General features: G+C 41.4%; 5 protein-coding genes, 2 tRNA genes and 3 rRNA genes. 3 read left to right on the plus strand and 7 right to left on the minus strand.

What is annotated here, in order from left to right; translation table 11 throughout:
* Positions 1-340: 340 nt before the first annotated feature.
* A complete protein-coding gene (locus tag AC1DND_RS05160; RefSeq protein WP_477579663.1) occupies positions 341-937 on the minus strand; it encodes an RNA polymerase sigma factor in 597 nt (198 codons plus the stop codon).
* Positions 938-1,735: 798 nt separating this feature from the next.
* Between AC1DND_RS05160 and AC1DND_RS05165 the strand changes: the two genes are divergently transcribed.
* Genes AC1DND_RS05165 through AC1DND_RS05175 form a run of 3 tightly spaced genes read left to right on the plus strand, consistent with a single transcriptional unit; the run spans position 1,736 to position 4,636 of the window.
* Positions 1,736-2,920: a glycosyltransferase family 87 protein gene (locus tag AC1DND_RS05165; RefSeq protein WP_477579665.1), complete on the plus strand. Its 1,185-nt coding sequence runs from the start codon at positions 1,736-1,738 to the stop codon at positions 2,918-2,920.
* Positions 2,917-3,849 (plus strand): glycosyltransferase family 2 protein, encoded by a 933-nt coding sequence (locus tag AC1DND_RS05170; RefSeq protein ID WP_477579666.1) that lies wholly within the window; start codon positions 2,917-2,919, stop codon positions 3,847-3,849. The genes AC1DND_RS05165 and AC1DND_RS05170 overlap by 4 nt, the downstream gene beginning before the upstream one ends.
* 1 nt (position 3,850) lies before the next feature.
* Complete coding sequence (locus AC1DND_RS05175) at positions 3,851-4,636, plus strand: polysaccharide deacetylase family protein (protein WP_477579668.1); 786 nt, start codon at positions 3,851-3,853, stop codon at positions 4,634-4,636.
* Between the two features lie 21 nt (positions 4,637-4,657).
* On the opposite strand, the gene AC1DND_RS05180 is transcribed toward AC1DND_RS05175, so the two are convergent.
* From AC1DND_RS05180 to AC1DND_RS05205, 6 genes are all read right to left on the minus strand, one after another.
* Entirely contained in the window at positions 4,658-6,424 is a 1,767-nt protein-coding gene (locus tag AC1DND_RS05180; RefSeq protein ID WP_477579670.1) for a S8 family peptidase, read from the minus strand.
* Positions 6,425-7,327: 903 nt separating this feature from the next.
* Positions 7,328-7,439: ribosomal RNA gene (gene rrf / locus AC1DND_RS05185) — 5S ribosomal RNA — on the minus strand.
* Positions 7,440-7,580: 141 nt separating this feature from the next.
* A 23S ribosomal RNA gene (locus AC1DND_RS05190) occupies positions 7,581-10,457 on the minus strand.
* Positions 10,458-10,867: 410 nt separating this feature from the next.
* Positions 10,868-10,941 (minus strand) — tRNA-Ala (locus AC1DND_RS05195).
* Positions 10,942-11,025: 84 nt separating this feature from the next.
* Positions 11,026-11,100, minus strand: a tRNA-Ile gene (locus AC1DND_RS05200).
* A 261-nt stretch (positions 11,101-11,361) separates the two neighbouring features.
* Positions 11,362-12,883: ribosomal RNA gene (locus AC1DND_RS05205) — 16S ribosomal RNA — on the minus strand.
* Together the 16S, 23S and 5S rRNA genes with 2 tRNA genes alongside form the textbook arrangement of a ribosomal RNA operon.
* Between the last annotated feature and the right edge of the window lie 309 nt (positions 12,884-13,192).

The following is a 13,192-nucleotide window of genomic DNA, read 5'->3' on the forward strand; positions in this document are numbered from 1 at the left end:
ACTTTCTGTTATAGTTTCGTTTGATTGAAATAAATCCCAATCATTTTCCATTAAGCGTTTTTCAAATTCAACATTGCTTGAGGCGTTAAGATGATTAAATAAAACGCTCTTTTCTTCTTCGGAGATCGTATTTTGAGCATACTTCTCCAGAAGTTCACTTATTTCTTCATTTTTCATACAAATGGCGATATAGAAAAGATATTATTTTGTTCGTTTTAATAGTTGACGTTTGTGAAACACAAAAAGAGGTAGTCAAAAAAAAGTTTTTTTTTTAAAAAACAATCTAATACTAAGAAAACAACTTAAATCTTAGCAAAATCCAATAGAATTGATGGAGCGCTTATTTTAATAGTCCCAGAAAAACGAAAGAGATGAGTGGTACAGCATTATTTTCACCAACCAGGGTACGTAACGTTTTTAAGGCTTCTCTTAAATGAACCTTAACAGTAGCGGGTGCAATATGAAGTATTTCTGCAACTTCTTTTTGTTTCATCCCTTCAATATGGCACATCCGGTAAACCAATCCTTGTTGCTTAGGGAGTTTAGCCAATAATTGATCAACGTAGCTTTGCGCATCTTTCCGCATAATGGCATCTTCAGTCCCTGTGTCCTGCTCGCTCCACACAACTTTCTGTAAGTCTGATGTTTTGTTTTCAGCGGCAATAGCCCTAAGCAAATCTAAAGTAAGGTTAACGGCAATTCTTCGGATGTAGCCACCAAAGTTTTCAATGGCATTCAGATTTTCCCTTTTTAACCAAATTTTAAGGAAGGTTTCCTGAACAATCTCTTCAGCTCTTTCTTTAGATTTAAGGTAGCGGTTGGCGTAAGAAAAAACCTTATTTTTATAAGCATCAAAGATCAAGCGAAAGGCCTGTTGATCGCCAACAGCTATTTTGAGAATTAAATCCCGTTCCTCTCCCAATTCCTTATTTTGCATATACTAATATAATATTTTCAAAGCAGGTTTTCTTGGTTGATGAAGTGTTTTTGCAGTGCAAAAAGGTCTTGTTCATTAATTACACTGAATTTAAAAACAATCCATAAGTGCTAAAAAATTAGCCCCTAACCTACAATGATTGCAAATTACATCTTCGGTCCGAATCTATAATTTTTGGTAAGACTACAAAAAAATCTGATTATTTCTGCTAATCAGGATACAATTTGACAATAATCGCCTTAAAAACAGCTCTTCAGCCTTAAAACTATATGGTTTTATGTACATAACTACTCAAATGCAGTAATTTTTAAATAAATCAAGCGATATTGGAGTTATTTAACCGCTAAATAAGGAATGAAAAATGATTGATAATATAATAAAAAAAGCCATGATGAAAACATCATGGCTTCTATTAATCAACTAAACCTTATAAATACTAACCAAATATTTATGATTCAAAAGTAAATTGACTGTATTAATTGGAAATTAAGTTAGGATTAAATGAAAGAAAAAAATTAGCGTTATCGAAAATATCATAAATTAAAATCAGTATAAGATCAAGAACACCATTGTACTGATTTGCGCGATCATTCCTAAACGATGCTTACTAGATATCTCTAATATCCAACTGGTGTGCAATTATAACGGCTATCCACCATAGTTCATAATTTTAGTCCATCCAGTACCCACCCAAAAATACGTACCATAAACACCTAATAACCAAGTCAATAAAGCACACCGATGATGTAGATGATTATGCAAACTGTTAAAATGGTTATATTGCGGCACAAAATCATAATGAATAACTCAAAAAAAGCTAATCTTAACAAACTATTCTCATTTCTTCTAAAAAAGCAATGCGTAATTGCCATTTATCTGCTATTGGCTATTGTTGCGGGTTACAAACAGTATCACCATCATTCTTACAATAATTATCTGATTTTCAAATATGTGTATTGGCATACTGTAGATCTGCAAAATTTATACAATAACTATCCAGAATATTTAGACAGTAACCACTACGGACCTTTATTTTCAATCTTTATTGCACCTTTTGCACTGTTGCCTGATGGTTTAGGTGCTGTTCTTTGGAACGTGGCCAATGTATTGATTTTGCTTTGGGGAATTTACAGTCTGCCGATATCATTAAACAAACGCACTATTATTGCCTGGATCTGTGCACACGAAGCCTTAACTGCACTCTTTAGTTTTCAGTTTAATATTGCCCTAACAGGGATTATTTTACTCAGTTTTTCTTATCTTATTAAAAAGAAGGAAATACAGTCCGCCTTTTTTATCGCCTTTGGTACTTTGGTTAAACTATACGGAATTGTTGGACTGGCATTTTTCTTTTTTAGCAAGAACAAGCTAAAATTTATCATAGGCTGTTTTATTGCTTTTGCGGTACTGTTTGCTTTGCCGATGGTTATTTCATCTCCGGCATTTGTAATTCAATCATATAGCGACTGGTATCATTCCCTTGCCCATAAAAATGATTTAAATGCATCATTAACTTCGTTCCAGGATATTTCTATAATGGGTATTGTAAGACGGGCAACAGGTAACATAAACATTCCCAATGCTCCATTTTTACTGGTTGGTCTTGTATTATTTGGCTTGCCCTATTTACGGATTAAGCAATATAAACACCTCGGCTTTAGGTTAATGTTATTGGCATCGACACTTATTTTTACTGTTATATTTAGCAGCGGTTCTGAATCGCCAACCTATGTTATCGCTTTTGCAGGTGTTGCCATTTGGTTTATGGTGCAGCAAAACCCTAAAAAAGGATGGATAATAGCCTTATTTATTTTTGCATTTATATTAACCAGCCTATCGCCAACCGATATTTTCCCAAGGCCGGTTAAAGAATTTATTCGTCTATATTCGCTTAAAGCCCTACCTTGCGTTATCATTTGGCTAACCATAGTCTATCAAATGATGAAAGAAGATTTTGAGTCTTATCTGATTGCCGATAAATGAATAAACTAGTTTCTATAGTAATTCCTGCTTACAACGAAGCCGATAATATTTTTGTAATAGCCGAAAGTATTAAAAAAGTTTTTTCGACCATCAACTACGATTATGAAATTATTCTGGTTGATGATGGAAGTGCCGATTATACGCTCGAAAAAATTAAGGATTATGCTTTAACTGCAGATAACATATTCTTTCTCGAATTCTCTAAAAATTTTGGCCACCAATTGGCGGTTAAGGCGGGTATGGACCATGCTTTTGGCGATTGTGTAATTTCTATGGATTGCGATATGCAACATCCTCCGGAACTGATTCCGGAAATGCTCCAGAAATGGCAGGAAGGTTTTGAGGTAGTATACACCATCAGGGAAGAAGATAAAAATTTATCCAAAGGAAAAAGAAGTTCATCAAACCTATTCTACAAAACCTTAAACTGGCTATCGGATATTGATCTCGAACCAGGTGCAGCCGATTTCCGCTTACTTGATCAAAAGGTTGTTAGCGTTTTTAGGAATTTTCACGAAAACGAGCCCTTTTTACGTGGTTTGGTAAAATGGCTTGGTTTTAAGCAATTCGCCATTCGTTACAATCCTGCTGCACGCTTTTCGGGAAATAGCAAGTATACCTTTAAAAAGATGTTAAGGCTGGCCTTACACGGTGTTACCTCTTTCAGTATAAAACCATTGTATTCTGCAGTATACCTGGGTTTCATCCTTTCTTTTGCCTCTGTACTGTACATACCTTATATTATTTATGCTTTTGTAAATCATGTAGAGGTTTCTGGTTGGGCATCTGTAATTATGACTATCGTCTTTTTTGGAGGGCTACAGCTTATTATCTTAGGCATTATAGGCATATATGTAGGTAAAATGTTTATGCAGTCTAAAAACCGCCCCAATTACATTATCCGTTCAACCAATATTCAGCAAAAATAAAATGGTACTGTTAAGTTTTGATATCGAAGAGTTTGATATGCCTTTTGAATATGGAAAAGATATTTCTTTCGAAGAGCAGATTGCTATTTCGAGGGYTGGCACCATAACCATTTTGGATATCTTGGATAAATATGAGGTAAAAGCTACTTTTTTTTGTACAGTTACTTTTGCCGAAAATATTCCGGATCTGATTAAAAGGATTACCGAAACGGGGCACGAACTTGCCTCGCATGGTTATTATCATTCTGATTTTAAACCCGAACATCTTCTCCAATCCAAACTAAAATTAGAAGAACTCTCTGGCAAAGAAATTACAGGTTACCGCATGGCGAGAATGATGCCTGTTGACGAAAAGGAAATTGAAAAAGCCGGATATACTTATAATACTTCCATTAATCCAACCTATTTGCCAGGGCGCTACAATAATTTTAATGTCTCCAGAACACATTTCATCAAAAATAATGTATTGCAGATTCCAGCTTCGGTAAGCCCGTTAATTAGGTTTCCACTGTTTTGGCTGTCTTTCCACAATCTGCCTTTAGGCATTTACAAAACATTGGCCAGCTGGACATACAAAAAAGATAAATACCTGAATATCTATTTCCACCCCTGGGAATATACTGATTTAGAAGATTTTGATCGCTTTGGTTTCCCAGCTTATGTAAGAAAAAACACGGGCACAAAAATGGCAAAACGTACAGAAGATCTTATTTCATGGATGAAGGCTAAAAATTATCCCTTTGGTACTTTTCAGGAATTTATCCGTACTATTTCTTCAAACTCATAACTGCCAATTGTAATTTGAAAACTATTTATACGTTTCGGCCAATTTAAGTGCATTGTAGGCATTAACAATACCTCCGCTAACACATATTTCGCTAAAAGGCGTTCTAACATTCTCACCTCTTTCATTTTTATATTTCACCTTGTGTGCTACTTTCGAAACAGATTTCATGATAATCTCTCTTACCTGCGCTGGTTTTAAATCTGGGTAATAGCTTAAAATTAACCCCGCTAAGCCAGCCACAACAGGCGAGGCCATACTCGTTCCATCAGCTTCTGCATATTTATTATCAGGAACGGTTGATTTGATTAAAAATCCAGGGGCAAAAACATCTACATTATATTTGCCATAGTTAGAGAAATCGGCTTTGAGGTTATCATCATCTTTATAAGCACTTGCACCTACCTCGATCCAATTATTGGCATGCGGCAGCTTAAACTTTGCTGAGTCGATTGGTACAGGTTTTACTAGTGTAGATCGGTCATAAGCTGGCCTCATACCCATTCCGTTATTTTGTGACATAGGCCTAGGTGGGGTAAAATCTGGCTTGCTAGGCTTTTTATTGGCTTCTTTATAAACTTCAGCCTCTTTACTGTCGAAAAACTTATTAGGGAAATTCTCTTCAATATCATTATTCTGGTTATCGTTTCCGGCTGCATGCACCAATAATACGCCTTTAAGTTCTGCATATTTTACTGCCGAGTCTACTGCTTTTTTATCCCACTTGTAACTTTTACCAAAACTCATGTTGATTACTTTAGCACCGTTATCAACCGCATATCTGATGCCATTGGCTACATCTTTATCCCGCTCATCACCTGTAGGTACCACCCTAATGGCCATAATACTCACATTATTGGCTACGCCCAAAATACCTGCAGAATTTGTGCGATCAGCGCCAATAATTCCCGACACGTGTGTTCCGTGAAAAGCATCAGGGCCTTTTACATCGTTGTTCCCATAATCTTTCTGATAAGGATTGCTATAATCATCGCCAACCAGTTGTGCACGCATATCATATTTAGGGTTTAAGTTGTACTTTAACATTGCATCGTATTGCTTGTACCCGTCCTTTATATTCTTATAAAATTTCTCGAAACTACCATCCTCTTTAGAACCTTTTCTGATGATTGTTTTTACCTGCTCTTCAGTTTCATCATCGGCTTTATATCGGTCAACATCCTCCATCGTAGGGATTTCTTTTTTATTGATCTTGGCTACAGAATCTAAAACTTTGTTAATGGCAATCAGAACTGAAAAAGTATTGCTGGCATCTTCGTACTTTTTGCCGAAATCRCCAACCATCTTTTTATACAGCTTAAATTCTTCTTTTTGTGTACTGTCTAAAGGTGTCAAATTAGTTGTCGACTGATATTTTGGTGTATAAATCCTTAATAACCGCACCAGTTCCAAATTATCAAACTCCAGGTTACCCTTTTTCGAACCTATAAAATTCCAGCCATGAATATCATCAACATAACCATTGCCGTCATCATCTATTCCATTTCCGGGGATTTCTTTTTTATTCGTCCATAAAACATGTTGCAAATCAGGGTGCTTGGTATCCACTCCACCATCAATTACTGCTACAATAATATTTTGCTTAGGTTTTTTATCTTTTAAAAGCTCACGATAAGCTTTCTCTGTACTGATACCAAAATATCCGTTTTCCAATAAATCGAGGTTAAACCAATTGGCAGGGAGTTGTACATTTTTACTTTGAGCAAAAACGCCAAAATTTATACACAAAATAAAAGCAAGAAAAATTAATTTCTTCAGGTTCACATTCATCATCATAATATGTACGTAATATTACAATAATACGGTTTTATTACCTTGAGGTTGAAAGATTTTACATTTTTTAACAAGAGTATAATAATCAATTTAGAGCAGCTACTTTAAGAGTAGACTAATCCTTAAATGCTTGGCAATAATCGAGGTCTTTTTCCAGAAACATAGTCTTAATGCAGCGTTAACTTATTTGTTAAGCATAATCTAAAGATTAATTTTTTGATTATCAGGAGCGCAGTAACAGTAACATGTAGGTCGGGTTCCGTCCTGCTGTCCGCTGCAATCCTTTTTGGAAACCCTTGGGATAGACAATCTACCTATGCCAAAAAGGGATTTCCGCTGCCATCAGGGCTATTTAACCTGGAACGGAAGGTATAAAACTCAAGGGAATCAGCGTAATCTGTGAGAACAGGCCCTTAACCCATCTTAACTCCTTTAATGGCAGAAATAACCGCTGTTACAATTCCTTTCACCATTAAGGGATTAAGGACATTAAGGAACATCCAGCATCAGGTCCCTTAACTTTTCTTGACTTCTTAATGGTGCAAAAATTAGCGGAGCATAATAAAATGGCTATAAACTCCTTAACCGCTGTTACAATTCCTTTCACCATTAAGGCATTAAGGAACATCCGGCACCAGGCCCCTTAACTTTTATTCACTTCTTAATGTTGGAAAAATTAGCGGAGCATAATAGAATGGCCATAAACTCCTTTAATGGCAGMAATAACCGCTGTTACAGTTCCTTTCACCATTAAGGGMTTAAGGRCATYAAGAAGATCATATTGGAACAGTGCCTTAACTTGTCTTAACTCCTTAATGTTKGAAAARTGAACGGCATGGAAYAGAAAGGYTATAAACGAAGAAAACCCTTCAACATTGCTGTTAAAGGGTTTCTTTTAAGATCTGGCACCGACCTACTCTCCCACGTGTTACCGCAGTACCATCGGCTCTGGTGGGCTTAACTTCTCTGTTCGGAATGGGAAGAGGTGGACACCACCGATATAGGCACCTGAATATTTTTATTTGARCTGAAAGGATAAAGCTCAAAGCTTAAAGCTACTGTATTCCGCTTTAGTCTCTGGTCTTTTAGCTTTCCGCTTAAATGACATATTATTGAAAGAAGTTATTATGAAGAACAAACAACAGTCTGTTTGCTTTGAAAGCTTCGGATGATTAGTACTACTCGACTGTGGTGTCACCACCTTTACATCTGTAGCCTATCAACGTAGTAGTCTTCTACGGTCCTATATGGAATTCTCATCTCGTGGCTAGTTTCGCACTTAGATGCTTTCAGCGCTTATCTATTCCCAGCGTAGCTACTCTGCAATGCCCCTGGCGGAACAACAGATTCACTAGAGGCTAGTCCAACCCGGTCCTCTCGTACTAAGGTCAGCCCCACTCAAAATTCCTACGCCCACAACAGATAGGGACCGAACTGTCTCGCGACGTTCTGAACCCAGCTCGCGTGCCACTTTAATCGGCGAACAGCCGAACCCTTGGGACCTTCTCCAGCCCCAGGATGTGACGAGCCGACATCGAGGTGCCAAACCTCCCCGTCGATATGAGCTCTTGGGGGAGATCAGCCTGTTATCCCCAGCGTACCTTTTATCCTTTGAGCGATGGCCCTTCCATGCAGAACCACCGGATCACTATATCCGTCTTTCGACCCTGATCGACTTGTCTGTCTCACAGTCAAGCAAGCTTATGCTATTGCACTCCGCGTACGGTTACCAAGCGTACTGAGCTTACCTTTGAAAGCCTCCGTTACCTTTTTGGAGGCGACCACCCCAGTCAAACTACCCATCAAACAATGTCTCCCGCTGAGCGGGATTAGACACCGAATACAGAAAGGGTGGTATTTCAACGTTGGCTCCACGACGCCTAGCGACGCCGCTTCAAAGCCTCCCACCTATCCTACACATCCTGTATCCAATGTCAATGTTAAATTGTAGTGAAGGTGCATGGGGTCTTTCCGTCCCGTTGCGGGTACCCGGCGTCTTCACCGGGACCACAATTTCACCGAGCTCATGGCTGAGACAGCGCCCAGATCGTTACACCATTCGTGCAGGTCGGAACTTACCCGACAAGGAATTTCGCTACCTTAGGACCGTTATAGTTACGGCCGCCGTTTACTGGGGCTTCGATTCAATGCTTCTCCTTGCGGATGACATCCCCTCTTAACCTTCCAGCACCGGGCAGGTGTCAGGCCTTATACCTCATCTTTCGATTTTGCAAAGCCATGTGTTTTTGTTAAACAGTCGCCTGGGCCTTTTCACTGCGGCTTACATTGCTGCAAGCGCCCCTTCTCCCGAAGTTACAGGGCCATTTTGCCGAGTTCCTTAGCCATGATTCACTCGAGCACCTTAGAATCCTCTTCCCGGATACCTGTGTCGGTTTGCGGTACGGGTTTTTATAACCTGAAGCTTAGCGGTTTTTCTTGGAAGTCTGATTACCTGCGCTATCCGCTTACCCGAAGGCTCGCGGTACTATCGACTTTCAGCTAGRTCGGCGGATTTGCCTACCGTYCTAATACCTACTGTCTTTAACGATCTATTCCGTCAGATCGCGGCAGTGTCACTACTCCGTCCCCACATCGCAGTTATAAAAAGTACTGGAATATTAACCAGTTGTCCATCGAATTTCCCCTTCGGGTTCTCCTTAGGTCCCGACTGACCCTGATCCGATTAGCGTTGATCAGGAAACCTTATCCTTTCGGTGGGCGGGTTTCTCTCCCGCCTTATCGTTACTTATGCCTACATTTGCTTTTCTAKAMRCTCCAGCACCCATTACCAGATACCTTCRCTGYMKMTAGAATGCTCCCCTACCGATATATTTCAATCCCATAGCTTCGGTGAACAGTTTAATGCCCGTTTATTATCCATGCCCGATCGCTCGACTAGTGAGCTGTTACGCACTCTTTAAATGAATGGCTGCTTCCAAGCCAACATCCTAGCTGTCTGTGCAATCGGACCTCGTTAGTTCAACTTAACTGTCACTTGGGGACCTTAGCTGATGGTCTGGGTTCTTTCCCTCTCGGCGCGTGACCTTAGCACCCCGCGCCTCACTGCAGATCATATTTCATAGCATTCGGAGTTTGTCTGGATTTGGTAGGATTTGACTCCCCCGCACCCAATCAGTAGCTCTACCTCTATGAAACTTAATATCCACGCTGTTCCTAAAAACATTTCGGGGAGTACGAGCTATTTCCCAGTTTGATTAGCCTTTCACCCCTACCCACAGATCATCCGGAAACTTTTCAACGTTTATCGGTTCGGTCCTCCAGTACGTGTTACCGCACCTTCAACCTGTCCATGGGTAGATCACAAGGTTTCGCGTCTACCCCCTCTGACTATACGCCCTATTCAGACTCGCTTTCGCTTCGGATCCGTGCCTKARRCACTTAACCTTGCCAGAGAGGAGTAACTCGTAGGCTCATTATGCAAAAGGCACGCCGTCACRCMACTTGKAYGCTCCGACCGCTTGTAAGTACACGGTTTCAGGTTCTATTTCACTCCCCTGTTCGGGGTTCTTTTCACCTTTCCCTCACGGTACTGGTTCACTATCGGTCTCTCAGGAGTATTTAGCCTTACCGGATGGTGCCGGCAGATTCCCACAAGGCGTCTCCGACCTCGCGGTACTCAGGATACTGCTAGGCCAGCATTCTATACGTGTACCGGGCTATCACCGTGTATCGCTGGGCTTCCCATCCCATTCCACTTCTGTTTGCTGATGCCATGTTGCAGTCCTACAACCCCCACTTTGCCGTAACAAGGTAGGTTTGGGCTCTTTCCCTTTCGCTCGCCACTACTTAGGAAATCATTGTTATTTTCTCTTCCTCTGCTTACTTAGATGTTTCAGTTCGGCAGGTTTGCTCATTATATGTGACATGTCTTCAACATGCCGGGTTGCCCCATTCGGAAATCTTCGGATCAATTCCTATTTGCAAATACCCGAAGCTTATCGCAGCTTATCACGTCCTTCATCGCCTCTGAGAGCCAAGGCATCCCCCGTGTACTCTTTATTACTTTCTTCTACTCATATGCCTTTTGCGCCATATGGTATGCTTTTTTGCTCTTGTCATGATGTCTCATACCTTCCTTCCGGTTGCCCATTGGGTTGGTGAGCACAAACACAACAGTCGCCTATTGTTGTTTGCTCTTCTTTTTTAACTTCTTCCAATATGTCAAAGAACTTTACCAAGGTTAAGGTAGAGGGTATAAAGGCTGGGGGTTTCATTGTCCCCGGCCTAAGCCTTTAGCTTATCCTAGTTAGTAAAAAACCGCGGTCTCGAACCGTTTCATATATATCTTTATATATATGTGCCCCATGGCGTTTCTTCTTTTCTTAATCATGTCAATGTATATCACCTATCCCGGCAATCTTTGTATTCCTGTTTTTTGAAAGCTTTCTGCTTTGGTCTTYAAGCTTTAAAGCTCAAAAGTGGAGAATAACGGAGTCGAACCGTTGACCTCCTGCGTGCAAGGCAGGCGCTCTAGCCAGCTGAGCTAATCCCCCAGAATGCAGTTGTCAGTTAACAGTTGCAGGTTTCCAGTTATTAAAACTGCTCACTGTAAACTGCCGATTGAAAACTCAAACGTGTAGTCCCGTCCAGATTTGAACTGGAGACCCCTACATTATCAGTGTAGTGCTCTAACCAGGCTGAGCTACGGGACTGTTGATTTTAAGGTCGGCGTCCGTATGCAGTATATAGTATCTTACCGCTACTGCTTTCCTTTGGCTTTCCCCATCTTCCGTTCCGTTATGCTTATACCTTTATTAGGYYGCACTCCGTTGTCTTCTGGGTGTTTCTTTTTTTCTCTTGTTTTTTATTAAAGTATCCGGTATCTGTACTGTCTGCCTTTCAGCTCTGGTCTTTCACCTTCTACCTTAATTAGAAATATCATGTTGCGTGGCGAGTAGGCGGTGCTACTCCAGAAAGGAGGTATTCCAGCCGCACCTTCCGGTACGGCTACCTTGTTACGACTTAGCCCCAGTTATCGGTTTTACCCTAGGACGCTCCTTGCGGTTACATACTTTAGGTACCCCCAACTTCCATGGCTTGACGGGCGGTGTGTACAAGGCCCGGGAACGTATTCACCGCGTCATTGCTGATACGCGATTACTAGCGAATCCAACTTCATGGGGTCGAGTTGCAGACCCCAATCCGAACTGTGAATGGCTTTGTGAGATTCGCATCATATTGCTATGTAGCTGCCCTCTGTACCATCCATTGTAGCACGTGTGTAGCCCCGGACGTAAGGGCCATGATGACTTGACGTCGTCCCCTCCTTCCTCTCTGTTTGCACAGGCAGTCTGTTTAGAGTCCCCACCATAACGTGCTGGCAACTAAACATAGGGGTTGCGCTCGTTGCGGGACTTAACCCAACACCTCACGGCACGAGCTGACGACAGCCATGCAGCACCTAGTTTCGTGTGATTGCTCACTCATTTATCTCTAAATGATTCACTAACTTTCAAGCCCGGGTAAGGTTCCTCGCGTATCATCGAATTAAACCACATGCTCCTCCGCTTGTGCGGGCCCCCGTCAATTCCTTTGAGTTTCACTCTTGCGAGCGTACTCCCCAGGTGGAACACTTAACGCTTTCGCTTAGCCGCTGACTGTGTATCGCCAACAGCGAGTGTTCATCGTTTAGGGCGTGGACTACCAGGGTATCTAATCCTGTTTGATCCCCACGCTTTCGTGCCTCAGCGTCAATAAGACCATAGTAAGCTGCCTTCGCAATCGGTGTTCTGAGACATATCTATGCATTTCACCGCTACTTGTCTCATTCCGCCTACCTCTAGTCCATTCAAGCCCATCAGTATCAAGGGCACTGCGATAGTTGAGCTACCGTCTTTCACCCCTGACTTAACAGGCCGCCTACGCACCCTTTAAACCCAATAAATCCGGATAACGCTTGGATCCTCCGTATTACCGCGGCTGCTGGCACGGAGTTAGCCGATCCTTATTCTTCCGGTACATTCAGCACATTACACGTAATGTGGTTTATTCCCGGATAAAAGCAGTTTACAACCCATAGGGCAGTCTTCCTGCACGCGGCATGGCTGGTTCAGAGTTGCCTCCATTGACCAATATTCCTTACTGCTGCCTCCCGTAGGAGTCTGGTCCGTGTCTCAGTACCAGTGTGGGGGGCCATCCTCTCAGATCCCCTAGTCATCGTCGCCTTGGTGGGCCGTTACCCCGCCAACTAGCTAATGACACGCATGCCCATCTCAATCCCATAAATGTTTGATCATTGGATAATGCCATCCTGTGATTTTATGCGGTATTAATCCGGATTTCTCCGGGCTATCCCCCAGATTAAGGTAGGTTGCATACGCGTTACGCACCCGTGCGCCACTTTCTTAAGGAGCAAGCCCCTTAATATCGTTCGACTTGCATGTATTAGGCCTGCCGCTAGCGTTCATCCTGAGCCAGGATCAAACTCTCCATTGTAAAATGTGTTGTAAGATGCTGACCAGTTTTAACTATTGTTAAAAATAGTCTTCTTTTTTGTTATGTTGTCTGTTAGACACCACCTTTAAAATAAAGCTACGTAATCATGTACTTTGATCGGTACTCCATTACCTCGCTACGCTACATTGACATCTCTTTTAAGAACTTGTTGATCTGGTAAACCTCGCGGCCGATCACTTATATATCGTTAAACTTCAGTTGCGGAAAGTCTTCTTCCTCTCTCCTGTGTTTCTGTTTATCTCAATCTTTTTTTTCTATCTTCCCGACATCCGCCGTTCCGATTCTTTT

It is taken from the genome of Pedobacter sp. 01N416 (genome assembly GCF_056399685.1).